Genomic DNA, 18,404 nt, shown 5'->3' on the forward strand with positions numbered 1-18,404 from the left:
GCATGTTAACGGTAAGACCGCGGGGCACCAATGACATCCTTCCGGGCGAAGCCGAGCGGTGGCAGTTCGTGGAGCGAACCGTCCAGGCCCTTTGCACGGCTTGGCATTACCGCGAGATCAGGACCCCCGTTTTCGAGCACACCGAACTGTTCCTGCGCGGCGTCGGCGAGGTCACCGACATCGTGGAGAAAGAGATGTACACCTTTGAAGACAAGGGGCAACGCAGCCTGACCTTGAGACCTGAGGGAACGGCCCCGGCCGCGCGGGCCTACCTAGAAAACAAGCTCTACGCCGAACCCCAGCCGATCAAACTCTATTATATCGGCGCGATGTTCAGGTACGACCGCCCGCAGGCCGGACGGTTCCGGCAGTTCCACCAGTTTGGGGTCGAGGTCTTCGGGGCCAAGGAACCGGAGGCCGACGCCGAGGTGATCGCCCTGGCCATGGAGTTTTACCGGATCCTGGGCATCAGCGGTCTTGAACTGCACATTAATACCGTTGGGTGCCCGGAGTGCCGCCATGCCATCAGGCAAAGCCTGAAGGAGTATTTAACGCCTCGGAAGGGTCTCCTGTGCCCGGCCTGCCGGTCGCGGGCGGAAAGGAATCCTCTGCGCGTCCTCGACTGCAAGGAGACGGCCTGCGCGGACCTGGTCGGCGACGCTCCCACGCCGCTGGACAACGGCTGCGACGAATGCCGGCGGCATTTCGAGGGTGTACTCCGTTATCTTGATGTCGCTGGGCTACCGTACATCATTAACCCAAGGCTGGTCCGCGGCCTGGACTACTACACGAGGACGGCCTTTGAAATCCTCGCCTCCGGTGTCGGGGCCCAGAGCGCGGTGGGCGGGGGAGGCCGTTACGACGGTCTGGTCGAGGTCTGCGGGGGCCCGCCGACGCCCGGTGTAGGGTTCGCGCTCGGCCTGGAGCGTACCCTGCTGCTCCTTAAAGAACAGCGCCCGGAGGCCGGGGCGGCGTCGCGCCTGGAGGTCTTTGTGGCCACGGCGGGGGAAACCAAGGAAACCGCCATGCAAATTCTCTTCCGGCTTAGGAGGCTCGGCATCGTTTCTGACGCCGACCTTACCGGGCGCAGCCTCAAAGCCCAGATGAAATACGCCGGAAAACTCAAGGCCCGGGTTGTGGTCATTGTCGGAGACGAGGAGCTGGCCCGGGGTGCGGTGACGGTCAGAAGGATGGACACGGGGCAGCAGGAAGAGGTGCCCCTTGACGATCTCGCCGAGGTTTTAAAAGCATTGTTAAAGTAAAATACGGGGGTAGCGTGCATGGCAGAGTTTGAGGCGATGGGCGGATTGAGACGCACGTCCTGGTGCGGTGATTTAAGAGAAACGGACGCGGGACAGGCTGTCGTGCTGATGGGATGGGCACAGCGGCGGCGGGACCACGGCGGGCTGATCTTCATCGACCTCCGGGACAGGTCCGGGATCGTGCAGGTGGTATGCAGTCCCGAAGAAGCGCCGGAAGCCTTTGCGAAGGCCGAAGCCGTACGCTCCGAGTACGTCCTGGCGGTTAGCGGAAGAGTACGGCGGCGCCCGCCGGGAACCGAAAACCCGAACCTCCCCACCGGCGGGATCGAGGTGGAGGCACGGGAAATCCTGATTTTGAACCGGTCCAAGACCCCGCCTTTTTACATTGAAAACGGCGTGGAGGTCGACGAAACTTTGCGCCTGAAGTACCGGTACCTGGACCTGCGGCGGCCGGAAATGCAGGAGGCGATGATCCTTCGTCACAGGGCGGCCATGAGCGTGCGCCGGTACCTGGACGAGCGTGGTTTCCTGGAGATCGAGACACCGATGCTTACGAAGAGCACTCCCGAAGGGGCGCGTGACTTTCTGGTCCCCAGCCGGTTGAATCCCGGACGGTTCTACGCCCTGCCCCAATCCCCCCAGTTGTTCAAACAGCTCCTTATGGTCGCCGGCCTGGAGCGGTACTTCCAGATCGTCCGCTGTTTCCGCGACGAAGATCTGCGTGCCGACAGGCAGCCGGAGTTTACACAGATCGATATCGAGATGTCGTTTGTGGACATCGAGGACGTGATCTCCCTGACCGAGGGAATGATCGGCCGCCTGTGCGCGGACACCGTCGGGCTTGAGGTTACGGCACCGTTTCCCAGGATCACCTACACCGAAGCCATGGAGAGGTACGGCAGCGACAAGCCCGACCTGCGCTACGGCCTGGAGTTGAGAGATATTTCCGACATCGCGGCGGGCTGCGGCTTCAAGGTGTTCCGCTCGGCGGTTGAGTCCGGAGGCCGGGTGAAAGGGCTGCGCGTCCCGGGGATGGCGGGTTTGAGCCGTAAGGAGATCGACGAGTTGACGGCGTTTGCCGTCAGCCAGCGCGCCAAGGGTTTGGCTTACCTGCTGATGACCCCTGACGGGGTGAAGTCGCCGATAGCGAAGTTCTTCAGCGCCTCTGAAATGGACGCCGTCACCGGACGTCTTGAGGCGGAGACAGGGGATCTCCTGCTCTTCGTGGCCGACCAGCCCGACGTCGTCAATACGGCGCTCAGCGCGCTGCGCCGTCATTTCGCCGAGCGCCTGGGCCTTATCGACCCGTCGGTCTTCAATTTCGTCTGGGTGGTCGATTTCCCGCTCTTGGAGTACGACCAGGAGGAAAGGCGTTGGGTTGCGGTACACCACCCGTTTACCGCTCCGCGCGAGGAAGACCTCCCGCTGCTCGACTCGCGGCCGAGCGGCGTGCGTGCCATGGCGTACGACCTTGTTCTCAACGGCGTGGAGGTTGGAGGCGGGAGCATCCGCATCTACCGCCGCGACATACAGGAAAGGGTCTTCTCCACGATAGGCCTCACCGCTGACGAGGCCCGCGAGAAGTTCGGCTTCTTGCTTACCGCCTTTGAATACGGGCCGCCGCCGCACGGGGGCATCGCCTTCGGCTTCGACCGTCTGGTGATGCTGCTGGCCGGAAAGACGACCATCCGCGACGTTATCGCCTTCCCTAAAACGCAGAGCGCCTCCGACCTCATGACGGAAGCCCCGGGCATGGTATCGGACGAACAGTTGCGCGAGCTGTGGATCAAGACCGCGCACACCGGGAAGAAGCCGGGCGGGCTTGTATAGGCCGGGACCGCGTTGTGAAAAATAACCTCCGAAAAGGTATCCGGCTTTTAAGACTTGCCGAAGGACGACAGGCATGCTAGCATAGTGATAGCAAATTAAAACCCTGCAATGTTCGTGTAAGCCCTTAAGTTCTGAGCCAACACCAACACATTGGGAGTCCGGGCTCTGGCTGTGGCTTGCAGGCCTCAGAAACTGAGGAAGCAAAAAGCAGTCAGGAGGACACCCCCCTGCATAGGCAGGGTTCAGGAACTTCGGGCGAATCACGGCATCGTGGGGTTTACCTCGTGCCGATACAATACTTATCCGGGCGCTCGACGAGCGCCTGTATTATGTTCGCCCGAAATCAAAAATCAAGCTTAAAGGGACACTCTGCGAGTGTCCCTTCTTTAACGCAAAGCCAGGATTTCGTCAAGAGAACTGACGACGTAGTCCGGTTGATGCAAGGGATCTTCCGGGATGGTGCTGCCCCAGAAGGCGCCGGGCTTCAAGATCGTTTTGGCGCCGATCATGTTGCCGAACACGATGTCACGCTGCGGGGAGTCGCCGATAACGACATACTCGGGAGGCGGGATGTCGCTGACCCAGCGGTAGAAGGCCTCGCCCGCCGCACAGGCCTGTGCGAAGGATTGCCGCGATTTGGTCTGGATCAGCAGGTAATCGAAGTATCGATCCAGCGAATGGTTGGCCAGGTCCCGCCTCACGCGGTCCTCCCGCCCCTCGGAGTGGAGGACGAGAACGTTGTTCAGGTGCTTCAAAGCGGCCAGTGTTTCGGCGGTTTCCTCGTAAAGCGGGGGATAGTGGGTACGGTAATACAGATAAAAGCGGTCGGCGGCCGCCCGGGCGACCAAAAGCTCGCCGCTCCGGGGCGGGGCCGCAAGGACCGCCGCGGCGGCGTCGAGAGGCGCCGCTCCGCGGGCGACGTGGACGAGCGCCAGGGCGAGCAGCGCGAAGTCGTATTCGTAATCCCTCAGGGTGCGCGAAAGGTGAGAGTCGATGACGCGGATCGTCGAGATGTCGAAGACGTCCCCGAAAGAACACCCCAGGGATCTTAAGCAATTCACCATTTCCGCGTAGGCGCCGACGAACACGCTGTAAGTGTCCCACAGCGTGTTGTCGGCGTCGATGACGTAAACGCCGTTCAATGTAACTCTCCCTTTCCAAAAAGCGCATGCCAGTAACTATAATAGCACAGTCGGGTTCCGGCGTTCAAAGGCGCGGCGGGAACCGGCCGTGTCAAGAGTTAGTAGGTAGACTCCCGTGGATTATTTTAGCTTACGCCGACAGTAAGGCCGGCAGAGAAGCCAATTGCCGCAAGACGTGTTTGACCCACGGTTCGCCGGCACAAGGGCCTTTGAGCGCCGGCATTTCTGCTCTGAGCCAGTTCTCCAGGTCCTCCCGTCTTAGCCTTTGCGGCTGCTCAATACCCCCAACGCGGATCACCTGCTCCAACAGCGGCGCATTCACGACGCCGTCAGACGCCGCATAAACCCTAAGTTCACCATTGGCACGGGCGGCCAGTAAACGAGCCATATGGTCTGCCCCGCGCGGAGTCCAGCGCGCTCCAATCCGTTTCATCCGCCGGGCCAGGGTGTGCCGTACCTGCCCCTCGATGGTGCCCAGCCTTTCCTCTTCCGGTAAAGTGCTGATCCCCTCCCAGTTGTCGATGAGGTATTGCTTCAGCTCTCGGATACGCTTCCGCGCCGCGCGCCCCCGAGCCTTCTTTAAGGCCCGATCCAAGACCGCCACGGTGGCCTCTTGATTCAACCTAGCAATGCAAGTGCTGACTTCGCCATAAATCTCTTCGCTGAAGGCCAGGGCCTCGGTCAAGCGCCGCCGGAGATGAAAGGGATCCAGGTGGTAGCTGGCCCCGGGGAAACAGGCCTTCCCCCCGTTCGCGATCCAGGGTGCTCCATCGCCTCCAATCCGTACTTGCGCTACTTTCTCTAAGGCCCACCGCTCGCCGAATACGGCGCTTGCCTCTTCCCAAATAGCTTCACCGTCGACCAGCCCGGCTACCGTCTGTCGCCCTTTTAAGGACCGGGGACACCCTTCTTTCCCTTCGTATCCCACCACCAGCTTGATCTCTCCGCCGCGTTCCCGGGTCCGTTGCTGTCTTACCCAGACGCCGTCGGCTTCGATGAACAGGGTGCGGATCTCTTTGCTCCCCGCCGGCACCGCGCCTTGTTCGAATATCGCGGCCCGTCGCAAGGCGCTGTGCTCAGCCGCACGTCGGCCGCTTTCTTGCACCCGCGACCAGATGGTCATGGCGCTGATCCCCGGCACTAAATAGCTGAGGATTTTCTCAGCCCGGCGAAAGGGCATCTCTGTCGCCAGTTCTACAGTCAGTTCGGTTATCCGCGGACTCATCCGTTGCCCCTCGGTTAACCCCAAGGCCTCGTCCAGGAGGAAACGGTAGTCGCCTGTCTCCGTATCCAGATACAAGCGCCTCTTCAATCTTAACTCGCCGAAGCTGGTGATCAGGGTCCGCTCACGGAACCCGACGCTCTTGTACTTCTTGGTGTCCCTCTGGGCGGCGAGTGCCCCGTCGATCTCTTCCAATGCCGCACGAAAAAGCCTGAGAGCCGCCTCTTGCACTAAACGCTGCATTCTCTCTTCCAGCTCTCTTACGTTGGCAACCGACCGTAAAATCTCGAAGATCCCCTTCGCCAACAGAAGGACTACCTGCACGATAAGGCGAACTTTGATCACGAGACCTCTCACTCCTTGCCCGGGAGTCGGCTGCCCTCCGGGGCAGCCGCCAGAGGTCTCTTTTCTTCGTAACCCCTCTGGTTACCTACTAAAGTCTTACACTACCGCGGGAACCTTTGGGCAAATGCAAAATTTATACTACCGGGGCAAACTAGATGTGGTATCTGTTTGCAGCCGGGCAGGATTTGACAGTTCAAGGGGCCGGTGATAAACTGGCGCCAGCAAAATCTATCCGCACTGGCAAGAGTTGAGGAGGACAGGCCTTGAAGCGAAAGGTTTACCTTGACCATAACGCGACCACGCCCGTGGACCGGGCGGTGGTGCAGGCCATGCTGCCTTACCTGCACGAAAAATTCGGGAACCCGTCCAGCCTGCATCTTTACGGGCGGGAGGTCCGGGCCGGGGTTGAGGAGGCTCGCGAGAAGGTCGCCCAAGCCCTGGGCGCCGATCCGAAAGAGATCGTCTTTACCAGCGGAGGGACGGAGGCCGATTTTCTCGCCCTCCGGGGGGCGGCTTACGCCAACAGGAAACGCGGCAGGCACATCATCACTTCGGCGGTGGAGCACCACGCCGTTCTGGACACCTGTGAAATGCTCGCCGAAGAGGGATTTGAGGTCACCGTCGTGCCCGTGGACCGCCACGGCATGGTCGACCCCGGGCGAGTGGCCGGGGAGATCAGGCCCGACACCATCCTCATTTCCGTCATGCACGCCAACAACGAGGTCGGAACGATCCAGCCCGTCCGCGAGATCGGTCTTTTGGCGAGGGAGCGGGACATCGTCTTTCACACCGATGCCGTCCAGAGTTTCGGCAAAATCCCGGTGGACGTCCGCGAACTGAACGCCGATCTCCTGAGCATTTCGGCGCATAAGATTTACGGCCCCAAGGGCGCGGGCGCGCTGTGGATCCGCCGGGGCTGCCGCTGGAGCCCCGTCAACAGGGGAGGGGGACAGGAACGGCGGCGCCGGCCGGGCACCGAGAACGTGCCGGGGATCATCGGCTTGGGTGAGGCCTGCCAGCTGGCCGTCAGTAACCTTGACGACGAAGCCCGGACGCTGAAGACCCTGCGGGACCGGATGGTCAGTTACGTTAAAGAGAACTTCAAGGGCGTGTGGATCAACGGTCACCCCGGAAAACGACTGCCGAACAGCGCCCACTTCAGCTTCGAAGGGATAGAAGGGGAGGCGCTCCTTTTAGACCTCGACCTGAACGGTATCGCCGTTTCGAGCGGATCGGCCTGCAGTTCCGAGTCGTCGGTTTCGTCCCACGTTCTCCTGGCCATGGGCATCCCGGACGAAGTGGCGCGCTGCTCCATAAGGGTCAGCCTGGGCAAGGAAAATACGAAAGAAGACGTCGATTACTTCCTCGAGGTGTTGACCAACACGGTGAACAGGCTCAGGGCCCTTTCCCCGATTAAATGATTTGAGGAGAGTGAAGGATGTGATCTACAGCGCCAAGGTCATAGAACACTTCCAGCATCCGCGCAACGTTGGCGAAATGCCGGACGCCGACGGGATCGGCGAGGTCATCAACGAATCGTGCGGCGACGCCACGAAGATCTATCTGAAGATCGAGGATGACCGCATCAGGGACGTTAAGTTCCAAACCTTCGGCTGCGCGGCGGCGATTGCGACCTCGAGCATCCTGACCGAGATGGTCAAAGGCAAGACCATCGACGAGGCGCTGGAGGTGACGGAGGATAAGGTCGTCGAGGCGCTCGACGGCCTGCCGCCCAAGAAAGTGCACTGTTCCAATCTCGCAGCGAGCGCCTTGCGGGCGGCCATTAATGATTACCGGGAGAAGCATGGGCATTAAAAGCAGAGCAGCGGTGGCGATGAGCGGGGGCGTGGACAGTTCTGTCACGGCCCTGCTGTTGCTTGAAAAAGGTTTTTCGGTGGTAGGCGTGACCATGCCCACCAGCCCCGCGGCGGTGGACGGGGCCAAGCGGGTCGCCGCCCACTTGGGCATCGAGCACGTCGTGGCCGACGGGATCGCTCCCCTGTTCGAGGAGAAGGTCGTACAGTACTTTATCGGGGGATATCGCGCGGGATTGACGCCGAATCCCTGCGTGGTTTGCAACCGGGAAATAAAGTACGGGGCGTTGATGGATTTCAGCCTGGGATTCGCCGACTTCTTCGCCACGGGACATTACGCCAGGGTCCATAGAAACGAAAAAGGTCAGTACGAATTGTGGCGCGGCGTCGACCCGGCGAAGGACCAAAGCTACGTGCTTTACCATATGACGCAGACGAGGCTGGCGCGCCTGATTCTTCCTCTGGGCCTGATGAAAAAGGAAGAGGTCCGCGGGCTGGCTGAAAAGGCGGGCCTCCCCTTTCTGCGCGCGGAGAGCCAGGAGATATGCTTTATCCCCGGCGACGACTACCGGGCTTTCCTTAAGGAGCGGTGCGGCGAGGAGGCCTTTGTGCCCGGGCCGATCAAGACGACGTCCGGGCGGGTTGTCGGGAGACACCAGGGGCTGGCTTTTTATACTATAGGCCAGCGAAGAGGGCTTGGCGTGGCCCTGGGAAAACCGGCATACGTGATAGGTTTTGCACTGGAGGAAAACGCCTTGATCGTCGGCGGGCAGGAAGAGTTGAAGGCGGGCGGGCTGGTGGCCGGGGACGTCAGTTACATCGCCGGCGCGGCGCCGGGTCCCGAGTTCGCCGCCTGGGTGCAAATCCGCTACAACGCCGCGGCTGTCCCCGCCAAGGTGCGCCCGGGGGACGACAACACGGCCACGGTCGTTTTCGCCGAGCCGCAGAGGGCGGTGACGCCAGGGCAGGCGGCCGTTTTCTACGACGGGGAGAGGGTCATCGGCGGCGGGACCATCCTGGAAGGCCGTTAAGAACCTCGCTGTATTCCCGCTTCCAACTTCCCACATCCCACCTTTCAATTTTGGCCGGGTAATCAGCGGGCTTCTCGGGAATAATAGGCTTAAGATTCCAAAGGGAGGCTTGCTATCGTGCAGTGCCCCATTTGCGGCGGCCGCGCCACCGGAAGGGTCGGCGCCGACCAGTACTTTTGCTGGGATTGTTGCCTGGAATACCGGATCAACAAGGAAGGGGTCCAGGTGTTTGAGATGACCGAGGACGGGACGCTGGTTCCCTTCGACCCGCGCAACGTGGAAGTGTACTAACCTGGCTCTAAGTGGCTTAAACTGTGTATCGGGGGAGTTCCGTATTGGCGCTCCTTCTTTTATTTGTCGTATATTTGTCGTATTTGTCGAGCTACAGGGGGCGGAGTTTGACTTTACCCCAGGCCGCCAGGCGGTCGCCGCAGATGACGAGGGCGCCGAGGACGCCGGGGACGCCGCCGGCGAACTGAGCTGCCTGCTCAATGTCCGCAGGGTCCTGTACCCGGTTGGCGGTGGCTGTGGCCACCGCATCGGCCAGGGTGGCCGTCTCGGCGAGGATGACGGCGGCGTCGGCGCACCCGAAGCTTAAGGACGGGCCGACGGTGCCCGACGAGGTGCAAATGCCCAGGGGGCTGAGATCGGGGGTTAGGTCGAGGGCGATGCGGTTGCTGAAGGGGGAGTTCCCCGCGAAGATGCCCACGGACGTCCGCTTGCTGCGCTTGAGGTAGATGTCGCCGCCGTTTTCGACGACGACATCCCTTGAGCGTTTCATCAGCATCCGCCCGACGAGGTCGCTGAAGGCGCCCGCCACCGCCGCCATCGGACCCACGCCCGCGAGGCCGGCAGCCACGGCCATCTCCCTGGCCATTGACGGCATGGCCGCATCGACCGGGAGCGGTTCCAGGGATTTAAGGAAAGCCGGGTTGCGGGCGATGTATTCTTCCAAAGCCGACCTCGCGCCCGCAACCAGATGCCTGACTTCCAACGCCAGCGCTTCGCTGAAACGCTGCGGAAGGACGCCGACGTAAAGGTCGGTTTCCTTGACCACGACCTGGAAATACGTTAAATCCTTTTCCGCGAACTGTTCCCGATAGAAACGCCGTGTCCAGGACAAATCAGAACTTGACCTCCATAGCACGCACGGGGCAGGCTTTAACGCAGAGCTGGCATACGATACACTTCTCACCGTCGAAAGCCACCTGCATGGAGGGACGCTCGATATAAAGGGCCCCGCTCGGGCAGATCGCCGTGCAGGAGCCGCAGGAGGTGCAATGTTTCTCGTTGCGCGTGATTTCCTCGCTCAGGGGCTGGACCTCGATGCCGCAACTCCTCAGGTATTCCAAGCCCTGTTCCCACTCGTCGCCCGCGAGTTCCATAATCATTGTTCCCTCTTTGTGAGGGTTGATGTTGGCTTTAAGAATGTTGACGATCAAGCCGTAATCTTTAACGAGGTAGTAGATTATCGGCCGATCGGCCACCGAGGCCGGGAAACGAAGCACGATCCTCTTAGTGGGCATCCCGCAATCACTCCTTTGCTCCGCGTATTACGAGCGTCTTCCCCATGATCCCCGCTGCGGGGGACGGGAGAAGCTCGACCGGTTCAGCCAGCAGGAACCCGCCTTCGGTGATCCACTGCTTGAGTGTCTTGGCGATCACGACGGCCTTCGGATAGCTCGACAAAGGGGCGGTGGGGACTTCCTTGCCGTTAACGGTGATTTTCCCCGATTTAAGTTCAGCGTAGCTTACCAGCCCCAGGTTCCCGGGCTCCCGCTGCGGATAGGCGGTAAAATAGTCGACTACCGGCGCGTAGAGCTTGTCGTCGGGCAGAGAGGCGTAATACATGATTTCCTCGTTTAGGATGGGAATGGGGATGCCCAGGCCGACGAAAAGGGTGGCACCGTATCCCAGGAAGCTGGCTCCGACCAGCCACTCCGGCCGCATCTGTTTCAGGTCGCCGATCACGGTAAGGGTTCCTCCCGCCGCGAAGATAGAACCCTCGACGGGGCCGGGCGAGACCGAGGGGAAGTGCTGTGTCCCGTTCCATGCCACGTAGCCGACGCCGCCGCCGAGAAAAATACGGGTACCGATCCCGATGGTCCGGAACCAGGGGTCTTTAAGCAGCGGGCTTAACTGGCCGCTTGTGGAGTAATGGGCGTTACCCAGGTTCGGCTTGAGGATGCCCATGTAGGTGTAAATCGTGCGGTTGCCGAGGTTGACGGCGACGTTGTAGTTCTGGTACGCGTTCCGCGGGTTGAAGAGGACAGCCTCGTTAAGGTCGTCGATGGTAACCCATGTCTCCACCTCGCGCGCCGGGTAACAGTCGGTACCGTAGCCCGTGGCGCGCAGCTTGATCTTTTGCCGTCCAACCAACTCGTGAATGACGTGCCCGCCGCCGTAGCGGAACTCCCCGGGGTGGCTGCTGTTTGCAGGGTCGTTCTCGGGCAGGGCGGTGGCGCCCAAAAAGCCGTCGACGGCCGCTATCGCGCCGTAGCAGGGAACGTTGTTAAGCCAGATCTTGTCTGCCCTAACGCGGGGCTTTGAATGACCGAAGTTGAAGTAAACGCCGGAGGAGCACATGGGACTGAAGGTCCCCGTGGTGACCACGTCGACCTCCCGGGCGGCCCGGGCCACCCCCTTGCTGCGAACGAGATCCACCGCCTCCTCGGCGGTGATGACGACAACCTTGCCCGCCTTGATCCTGGCGTTGATTTCCGCGTAGGACCTTTCAACCGCCATGTGATGCAACACCTCCCTTAGAACGTGAAGAAAAACAAAAGCCTCTACAGATAGAGGCCGGAATTCCGCTACGGATTTCCTCTTATCTGCCAGAAGATAACTCCTGCAGGAATTGGCACCTTAGTCGAACGGCGGGGCGCCGCGCAACCGGTTGCCGGGCTTCATCGGGCCAGTCCCTCCACCTCTCTTGATAAGAGACCCACAAGGTTATGCAGTTGTCGAGACCTTGCCGAGGTCTCATTGAAGAGAGTTTAGCAGGGGCGGTATACCCTGTCAAGGTTTTTGTGCAAAAAACGGATCAACCTTTCCATAACCCGTTGACGCTGTCAAACGGGCCGGTACCAATCGCTTCCTTGACCCTTTTCCTAAATCTCTGTATAATTATGGCTAATTAGGGGTTCATCACCCCCTTTTTTTTGAGGCTATTCTCTTTTTTTGGGGGTTTTTTGAGCATGCGGGGCAGCGAAATCCGGCAACGTTTCCTGGACTACTTTGCGGCACGTGATCACCGGGTGGTACCAAGCTCATCCCTGGTTCCGGCGAATGACCCGACGCTCCTGTGGACCGCCGCCGGGATGGTCCAGTTTAAGCCTTACTATACGGGCGCGGCCAAGCCTGAGTTTAAGCGGGCCGCCACGTGCCAGAAATGCCTGCGGACGCCCGACATCGAGAACGTGGGGCGGACCGCCAGGCACCACACCTTTTTTGAAATGCTCGGCAACTTTTCTTTCGGTGACTATTTCAAGGAGAGGGCCATCCCCTGGGCCTGGGAATTCGTGACCCGCGAGCTGGGCCTGGACGCCGGCAGGCTTTGGATCTCCATTTACCTGGACGACGACGAGGCTTTTGAGCATTGGCTGAAGGTCGGTGTAAATGCCGACCGCATCGTGCGCCTCGGCAAGGACACGAACTTCTGGGAGATCGGGGTCGGGCCGTGCGGACCCTGCTCCGAGATTTACTACGACCAGGGCCCGGAGCGGGGCTGCGGAAACCCCGCATGCCGGCCGGGCTGCGACTGCGACCGCTATCTCGAGATCTGGAACCTGGTGTTCATACAGTTTTTCCGGGACGAAACCGGGAATTACGAACCCCTGCCCAACAAAGGCATTGATACGGGAATGGGCCTGGAGCGCGTCGCCGCCGTGCTGCAAAACGTGCGGACCAACTTTGACACCGACATCTTCAGGGAGATCATCGACCATGCCGCGAAGCTGCTGGGGGTGCGGTACAGAGAAAACGACTCGACGGACGTAGCGCTGAAGGTCATCGCCGACCACACGCGGGCCATCACCTTCGCGGTCGCCGACGGTGTCCTTCCTTCCAACGAGGGGCGCGGCTACGTCATAAGAAGGCTTTTGCGCCGCGCGGCCCGCTTCGGGCTTCTTTTGGGCCGCGAGACGCCGTTCCTTGATTCCGTGGCCGGCGCCGTCATCGGGCAGATGGCGCAGGCCTATCCCTATCTCGTTACCCAGGCCGAGCACGTGCAGCGCGTGGTAAGGCGCGAGGAGGAGCGGTTCCGCCAGACGCTCGTGCAGGGCGTGGACATTCTGAACAGGCACATCGCGCAGACCGTCGCGTCCGGCGGGCACAAGCTCGACGGCGCCGTGGCCTTTAAACTATACGACACCTACGGGTTTCCCCTTGAACTCACGGTTGAGATCTGCGGCGAAAGCGGGCTGGAGGTGGACGAGGCGGATTTCAGTAAAGCGCTTGAAGAACAGCGCGAAAGGGCCCGCAGCGCCAGGCAGGAGACGGAGTACCTCAGCGAGAGGGACATTGTTTACCGGGAGTTGCGGGACAAGCACGGCCCGACGGAGTTCGTGGGCTATGACCGGCTGAGCACCCGCGCCAGGGTGATTGCGATATTGAGCGACGGCGAGCCGGTTGACCGGGCGGGGGAGGGCGCAGAGGTTGAGGTCGTTCTCGACACCACGCCGTGTTATGCCGAATCCGGGGGCCAGGTGAGCGACGCGGGCTGGATCACCGGCGACGGCCTGAAAGCCGAGATCACGGGTTGTGTAAAGCCGGTGGAGGACCTGTTCGTGCACAAGGTCCTGGTTAAGGAAGGGACCCTTGCGACCGGGGCGCTGGTGGATGTGGACATCGACCAGGCGCGGCGGTTGGACACCTGCCGGAATCACACCGCAACCCACCTGTTGCACCGTGCTTTGAAGGACATTGTCGGCGAACACGCCAACCAGGCCGGTTCCCTGGTGGCCCCCGAACGCCTGCGCTTCGATTTTACGCATTACCAGGCCCTCGCCCCTCGGGAACTGAAGGAGATCGAAAAGCGTGTCAACAGTGCCGTGCTTCAGAATTTGCCGGTCAAGACCGACATAGTGTCTTTCGACGAGGCCCAAGCCTTGGGCGCGATGGCCTTGTTCGGGGAGAAGTACGGGGACCTTGTCCGCGTCGTACGGGTCGGGGATTACAGCCTGGAGTTGTGCGGCGGGACGCACGTGCGGAACAGCTCGGAAATAGGTCTTTTTAAAATCATCACCGAGGGCAGCGTCGGCGCCGGCTTGCGCCGCATCGAGGCTATGACGGGGCCGGCTGCGCTCGACTACCTGGTGGCCCATGACGAGCAGCTGAACGAGATCGCGGGGCTGATCAAAGCGCCGGTGCGCGAGGTCGTCGGCAGGCTGGAAACGGTGCTCCAGAACGTCAGGAAGCTTGAAAAGGAGAACGAGCAACTGCGCGACCGGCTGCAGGCGTATGAAGTCCTGGACATCATCAACCAGGTCGAGGACGTCGCCGGCGTCAAGGTACTCGTCGCCCAGGTCAAGGCCAGGGAGATGCCTGAACTCAGGGGCCTGGTCGACCTGTTGCGCGACCGCCTGGGCCCCGCGGTCATTGTCCTCGGAACCGCCGGCGCCGACAAGGTCAACCTGATCGCGGCCGTGGCCAAGGAACACACTTCCCGCGGGCTGCATGCCGGACAAATCATCAAAGAGATCGCCGGCATCGTGGGCGGCGGCGGGGGGGGCAAGCCGGAAATGGCCCAGGCCGGCGGCAAGAACCCTGCCAGGCTGCAAGAGGCGCTGGATAAGGCGAGGGCTATCGTTAATAGCCGTCTCGCCTGAAGTAATGTTCAGGCATATAGAGGAAATATAAGGCAAGAGGTCGAATAGATTGGTTAAGGCTTAGTTAATATTAAAGGTGCGTGGGGGTGTGGTGATGAGCCCAGATCATTCGCAGGAGACGGTGAGATTCGAGCGTCCCGCCGATGAGCCTAGCAAGGTCGAAGAAATCCTGGTTGCCGTGTATCGAGCCCTGCTGGACAGGGGGTACAATCCTATTCACCAGATGGTGGGGTATCTGATCTCGGGCGATCCGGCTTACATCACCAGTCATCAGAACGCACGCAACCTTATCCGGCGGGTCGAACGAGACGAACTGATGGAAGAGTTACTTAGAACATACCTGGCGGCCAAGGACCCTACTGGAAAGTAGGGTCTTATAACGATTATAAAGGATTTAAGGGTTTTTGATGGAATACGCGACGCTTGGCGGGACGGGTATCAGGGTCTCCAGGCTTTGTTTCGGGACACTTACTCTAAGCCCCCTGCAGGCAAACCTCCCTCCGGAAGAGGCCCGGCGCGTCCTTCTGCACGCGATGCGCCGCGGGGTCAATTTCTTTGACTGCGCCGAGTTGTACGGGACCTATCGTGTAGTCGGCGAAGCGATGCGTGCTTGGGGCGAACCGGTGGTCGTCGTCGGTCGCTCCTACGCGTGGACGCGCAAGGGTATGGAGGCCAGCCTGCATAGGGCCCTGCGGGAATTCTCCCGCGATTACGTGGATATTTTTTTGCTGCACGAGATGGAGTCGCCGGCCAACATCCGCGGGCATTGGGAGGCCCTGGAGTACCTGGCGGAGGCTAAACAGCAAGGGCTGGTGCGCGCGGTGGGCATCTCCACCCATCACGTGGGGGCGGTGGAGGCGGCGAGCGCGATAGACCTCATCGACGTCATCCACCCCCTGTACAACCCGCCGGGCATAGGCATACGGGGCGGTTCGTCCGACGATATGCTCGCGGCTGTTCGCAGGGCTGCGCGCGCCGGGAAAGGGATTTACGGCATGAAGGCCCTCGCGGGCGGCCATCTGGTCCGCGACGCCGAAAACGCCTTGAGGGCTGTGCTGGCCATCCCCGAACTGGCGGCCGTTGCCGTCGGCATGCAGTCGATGGTGGAAGTCGAATACAACACCAGGATCTTTTCCGGGCAGGAAGTTCCCGAGGGCTTGAAGGTGATCGTTCGCCGGGCGGGCAGGCGTCTTCATGTCGAGGAGTGGTGCCGGGGCTGCGGGGAGTGCGTAAAAGTCTGCCGCTTTGAGGCCTTGCGCATCGAGCGCGGGCGCGCGCTGGCGGACCGCACAAAGTGCTGCTTTTGTGGCTATTGCGCAGCAGCCTGTCCTGAATTCTGTATTAAGGTGGTTTGAGGTGCGTATACTGGGACTTGATGTAGGAGACAAGCGCATCGGGGTGGCTCTGAGCGACGAACTGGGACTCACCGCCCAGGGCCAGGGCGCGATCGTGCGCGGAAAGCCCGCCGACGACATCAGGCGCATCGCGGAGATAATCGCGAGCCGTGAGGTGGAAAGCGTCGTCGTAGGCCTGCCCAAGAAACTGGACGGTTCCATCGGGCCCCAGGCGCAGAAGGTGCTGGAGTTTGTCGAGGAGCTCCGCAAAGCGGTGAAGGTGCCCATAATTCTGTGGGATGAGAGATTAAGTACGGCGCAGGTGGAAAAGATACTGATCGACGCCGATGTCCGCCGGGCGCGGCGCAGGAAGGTGGTGGACGCCATGGCGGCCGCCGTTATTCTCGATTCCTACCTGCGCTGCCGGGAAAAGCGCCCGGAGTCCCTTGACGTGCCCCCGTGCAGTACCCTAGAATAGGGATATCTTGGCAAAGGAGTTGAATGAAATGGCCGCGGATGATGAGGTCATTACGCTGGTGGATGAAGACGGGGAAGAGCACGATTTCAGCGTGCTGGACATTTTGGAGGTTGACGGCGAAGAATACGCCATCCTGGTCCCTGTAGCCGACGACGAGCAGGAAGACGAGGTCGTCATCTTTAAGTTTGCGGAAGACGAAGAGGGTAACGAGATTTTGATCGACGTCGAAGACGAGGAGTGGGAAAAAGTCGCTGACGCCTGGCAGGAAAAGGTAGGAAGCGAGCACTAAAAGGACGGCGCGGTTTTTCAACGCCCTCCTAGGATTTACGGGGGGCCGGCACGAATATGTTTTGGTACTGCCAGGAGACCGCTGAAAAACTGCGCCTGGCTTTGTCAGGCTCGCCGCCCAGTGCTCACGTACCACCCTGTACGCTCCGCGCTGGCCGGCTTCGCCTTCCGCGCCATGCTTGCTTTTGAGCAGTCTCAGGATAACTTCCAAAGCACGGCCGTACCCTACAGACGCCTATGCCAAAACCATTGTTTTGGCTTTTTGCCGGCACACTGTCAGGCGCCACGCCTCAAAGTTAATGGTGCACATTCAGTTGTCTCCGAGGAGGGAGCACGGTGACCGTCCAGAGGAACATCTTTTTTGTTATTCTTGGACTTCTGGTTGCCGTGTTTATTTTTTTTGGCGCCTTTTGGGGGCTGGTCGCCAGCGAGGCGCACGAAGGCAGAATTTTTGAGGGGGTTACCGTACGGGGCGTCAGCCTGTCGGGCATGAGCCGGGATGAGGCGGCGGCGAAGATCAGGGCCCTGGAGGCCGAGATGAGGGAGACGCCCATAACGTTCGTCCTGGATGGCTACAGCTGGCCGGTTACCCTGGCGGAGCTCGGATTTCGCCTTGACGCCGAAGGCATGGCGGACCGCGCGTTCAAGGTCGGGAGAAGCGGCTTTTTCGTAGGCCAGTGGCTGGAAAGGCGACGGCTGGAGCGAGAGGGCCGCGAGATCGGCACGGTCGCCGAGATCGACAGGGAACGGATGGAGTTTATCGTGGGTCAGCTGGCAAGGGGCTTTACGCGGGAGGCCCGCGACGCCGGCTTCACAATCACCGAAAACGACCGGGTGGAGATCGTGCCCAGCCAGGACGGCCTACGGGTTGATTTCGACCGGCTCTACCGGGATATCGTGGCAACGGCGCAGGGGAAGAGCGGCGGCAGGGTGGCCGTGCGCCTGGTGCGCGTTGCCCCCCGGCATACCGAGGACGAAGTCAGGGCCATGGGTATCACCGGAAAGATCGCCGAGTACACGACCTATTTCGACCCCAAGCTTGTAGACCGCTCCTACAACGTCAGCGTTGCCGCTTCGGCCCTCAACAACCTCCTGGTTGCCCCGGGGGAAACGGTTTCCTTCAACGAAATCGTCGGTCCGCGCTCCCTTGAGCATGGTTACCGCAACGCGCCGATCATTATTGAAAACCAGTTCCAGGACGGGATGGGCGGCGGGGTCTGCCAGGTGTCCTCGACGCTCTACAACGCCGTCCTTCTCGCCAAACTCGAGATCGTGGAGCGTTCGCACCATTCCCTTCCCGTAACTTACGTCCCGATCGGCAGGGACGCGACGGTGGTTTACGGGCATATCGACTTCAAGTTCAGGAACCCTGATCCGACGTATGTGTACGTACGCTCCGAAATAGGGAAATCCCACCTGACCATCAAGATCTTCGGCCACGTCCGGGAAAACCGCCGCGTGGAGATCAAGAGCTGGGTGACGCAGACTTTTGAACCCAAAGTGCTCCGCGAGGACGATCCCGACCTGGAGGCGGGGAAAGAAGTCGTCAAACGCCAGGGGTTGCGGGGATACAAGGCGGAAGCGGAACGGTGGGTATGGGATAACGGGAAGCTGCGGAAGGAGAAGCTTCCTTCGAGTCATTATCACCCGCTCGACAAAATCATTGCCGTTGGTGTCAAAGCGCAGCCCGCAACCATTTCACCTCCTGCCGACATGCCGGTTCCCGAGGTGCTGCCGCCTCCCGATGGAGAACAGCCGCCGGCCGCCGGGGGAGAGCAGCCCGACCGCTAAAGCAAATACCAGGGAAACGGGTCCTTTTGCAGGGCCTGT

At 60.8% G+C, this 18,404-nt stretch carries 17 protein-coding genes, 1 other RNA gene and 1 riboswitch; of the genes, 13 read left to right on the forward strand and 5 right to left on the reverse strand.

Translation table 11 applies throughout. The annotated features are described in order from the left end of the window. Positions 1-2 precede the first annotated feature (2 nt). From hisS to ssrS, 3 genes are all read left to right on the forward strand, one after another. Complete coding sequence (gene hisS / locus ACPV0M_RS03485) at positions 3-1,262, forward strand: histidine--tRNA ligase (protein WP_425621586.1); 1,260 nt, start codon at positions 3-5, stop codon at positions 1,260-1,262. A gap of 18 nt (positions 1,263-1,280) precedes the next feature. Then, positions 1,281-3,092, forward strand: coding sequence for an aspartate--tRNA ligase (gene aspS / locus ACPV0M_RS03490; RefSeq protein WP_425621587.1), 1,812 nt, complete (start codon positions 1,281-1,283; stop codon positions 3,090-3,092). Positions 3,093-3,189: 97 nt separating this feature from the next. Then, a non-coding RNA gene (ssrS, locus tag ACPV0M_RS03495) (6S RNA) lies at positions 3,190-3,373 on the forward strand. A gap of 105 nt (positions 3,374-3,478) precedes the next feature. Here the strand turns inward: ssrS and ACPV0M_RS03500 are convergent. Next, positions 3,479-4,234 carry an HAD family hydrolase gene (locus ACPV0M_RS03500; protein ID WP_425621588.1) on the reverse strand — a complete coding sequence of 252 codons (756 nt, stop codon included), beginning with the start codon at positions 4,232-4,234 and terminating at the stop codon, positions 3,479-3,481. 130 nt (positions 4,235-4,364) lie between these two features. After that, a complete protein-coding gene (locus tag ACPV0M_RS03505) occupies positions 4,365-5,801 on the reverse strand; it encodes an ISLre2 family transposase (RefSeq protein ID WP_425621589.1) in 1,437 nt (478 codons plus the stop codon). Positions 5,802-6,064: 263 nt separating this feature from the next. Here ACPV0M_RS03505 and nifS point away from each other — a divergent pair, with 263 nt between their 5' ends. The 4 genes from nifS (at position 6,065) to ACPV0M_RS03525 (ending at position 8,937) form a co-directional block, all read left to right on the forward strand. Continuing rightward, positions 6,065-7,222: a cysteine desulfurase NifS gene (gene nifS / locus ACPV0M_RS03510; RefSeq protein WP_425621590.1), complete on the forward strand. Its 1,158-nt coding sequence runs from the start codon at positions 6,065-6,067 to the stop codon at positions 7,220-7,222. 22 nt (positions 7,223-7,244) lie between these two features. Continuing rightward, the gene (gene nifU / locus ACPV0M_RS03515; RefSeq protein ID WP_425622114.1) at positions 7,245-7,616 is read left to right on the forward strand and encodes a Fe-S cluster assembly scaffold protein NifU; all 372 of its coding nucleotides are present in this window, start codon (positions 7,245-7,247) and stop codon (positions 7,614-7,616) included. Continuing rightward, positions 7,588-8,646 (forward strand): tRNA 2-thiouridine(34) synthase MnmA, encoded by a 1,059-nt coding sequence (gene mnmA / locus ACPV0M_RS03520; RefSeq protein ID WP_425621591.1) that lies wholly within the window; start codon positions 7,588-7,590, stop codon positions 8,644-8,646. The genes nifU and mnmA overlap by 29 nt, the downstream gene beginning before the upstream one ends. A gap of 117 nt (positions 8,647-8,763) precedes the next feature. Then, positions 8,764-8,937 (forward strand): hypothetical protein, encoded by a 174-nt coding sequence (locus tag ACPV0M_RS03525; RefSeq protein ID WP_425621592.1) that lies wholly within the window; start codon positions 8,764-8,766, stop codon positions 8,935-8,937. 91 nt (positions 8,938-9,028) lie between these two features. Here the strand turns inward: ACPV0M_RS03525 and ACPV0M_RS03530 are convergent, their stop codons facing one another. From ACPV0M_RS03530 to ACPV0M_RS03540, 3 genes are read right to left on the reverse strand one after another with little or no spacing between them, the layout of a single operon-like run. Further along, positions 9,029-9,769 carry a UPF0280 family protein gene (locus ACPV0M_RS03530; protein WP_425621593.1) on the reverse strand — a complete coding sequence of 247 codons (741 nt, stop codon included), beginning with the start codon at positions 9,767-9,769 and terminating at the stop codon, positions 9,029-9,031. Between the two features lies 1 nt (position 9,770). Then, positions 9,771-10,172 (reverse strand): NIL domain-containing protein, encoded by a 402-nt coding sequence (locus ACPV0M_RS03535; RefSeq protein WP_425621594.1) that lies wholly within the window; start codon positions 10,170-10,172, stop codon positions 9,771-9,773. A gap of 7 nt (positions 10,173-10,179) precedes the next feature. Beyond that, the gene (locus tag ACPV0M_RS03540; protein ID WP_425621595.1) at positions 10,180-11,391 is read right to left on the reverse strand and encodes a homocysteine biosynthesis protein; all 1,212 of its coding nucleotides are present in this window, start codon (positions 11,389-11,391) and stop codon (positions 10,180-10,182) included. Between the two features lie 79 nt (positions 11,392-11,470). Next, positions 11,471-11,588, reverse strand: a riboswitch (SAM riboswitch). A gap of 255 nt (positions 11,589-11,843) precedes the next feature. On the opposite strand from ACPV0M_RS03540, the gene alaS reads away from it, so the two are divergent. The 6 genes from alaS (at position 11,844) to ACPV0M_RS03570 (ending at position 18,365) form a co-directional block, all read left to right on the forward strand. Beyond that, a complete protein-coding gene (alaS, locus tag ACPV0M_RS03545) occupies positions 11,844-14,474 on the forward strand; it encodes an alanine--tRNA ligase (RefSeq protein ID WP_425621596.1) in 2,631 nt (876 codons plus the stop codon). A 94-nt stretch (positions 14,475-14,568) separates the two neighbouring features. Then, a complete protein-coding gene (locus ACPV0M_RS03550; protein WP_425621597.1) occupies positions 14,569-14,844 on the forward strand; it encodes an IreB family regulatory phosphoprotein in 276 nt (91 codons plus the stop codon). Between the two features lie 37 nt (positions 14,845-14,881). Next, complete coding sequence (locus ACPV0M_RS03555; protein WP_425621598.1) at positions 14,882-15,829, forward strand: aldo/keto reductase; 948 nt, start codon at positions 14,882-14,884, stop codon at positions 15,827-15,829. 1 nt (position 15,830) lies between these two features. Next, a complete protein-coding gene (gene ruvX, locus ACPV0M_RS03560; protein ID WP_425621599.1) occupies positions 15,831-16,286 on the forward strand; it encodes a Holliday junction resolvase RuvX in 456 nt (151 codons plus the stop codon). Positions 16,287-16,314: 28 nt separating this feature from the next. Then, positions 16,315-16,575 (forward strand): DUF1292 domain-containing protein, encoded by a 261-nt coding sequence (locus tag ACPV0M_RS03565; RefSeq protein WP_425621600.1) that lies wholly within the window; start codon positions 16,315-16,317, stop codon positions 16,573-16,575. Between the two features lie 335 nt (positions 16,576-16,910). Further along, positions 16,911-18,365, forward strand: coding sequence for a VanW family protein (locus ACPV0M_RS03570; protein WP_425621601.1), 1,455 nt, complete (start codon positions 16,911-16,913; stop codon positions 18,363-18,365). Positions 18,366-18,404 lie beyond the last annotated feature (39 nt).

This window comes from Desulfosceptrum tomskiensis, from assembly GCF_049818055.1.
Classification (GTDB): Bacteria; Bacillota; Desulfotomaculia; order Desulfotomaculales; family JASEER01; genus JBFLVT01.

Coding starts and splice junctions, on each gene's coding strand:
- alaS (WP_425621596.1), top strand. CDS start 11,844: ATGCGGGGCAGCGAAATCCGGCAACGTTTCCTGGACTACTTTGCGGCA.
- hisS (WP_425621586.1), top strand. CDS start 3: ATGTTAACGGTAAGACCGCGGGGCACCAATGACATCCTTCCGGGCGAA.
- aspS (WP_425621587.1), top strand. CDS start 1,281: ATGGCAGAGTTTGAGGCGATGGGCGGATTGAGACGCACGTCCTGGTGC.
- ACPV0M_RS03535 (WP_425621594.1), bottom strand. CDS start 10,172: ATGCCCACTAAGAGGATCGTGCTTCGTTTCCCGGCCTCGGTGGCCGAT.
- ACPV0M_RS03555 (WP_425621598.1), top strand. CDS start 14,882: ATGGAATACGCGACGCTTGGCGGGACGGGTATCAGGGTCTCCAGGCTT.
- ACPV0M_RS03565 (WP_425621600.1), top strand. CDS start 16,315: ATGGCCGCGGATGATGAGGTCATTACGCTGGTGGATGAAGACGGGGAA.
- ACPV0M_RS03540 (WP_425621595.1), bottom strand. CDS start 11,391: ATGGCGGTTGAAAGGTCCTACGCGGAAATCAACGCCAGGATCAAGGCG.
- mnmA (WP_425621591.1), top strand. CDS start 7,588: ATGATTACCGGGAGAAGCATGGGCATTAAAAGCAGAGCAGCGGTGGCG.
- ACPV0M_RS03550 (WP_425621597.1), top strand. CDS start 14,569: ATGAGCCCAGATCATTCGCAGGAGACGGTGAGATTCGAGCGTCCCGCC.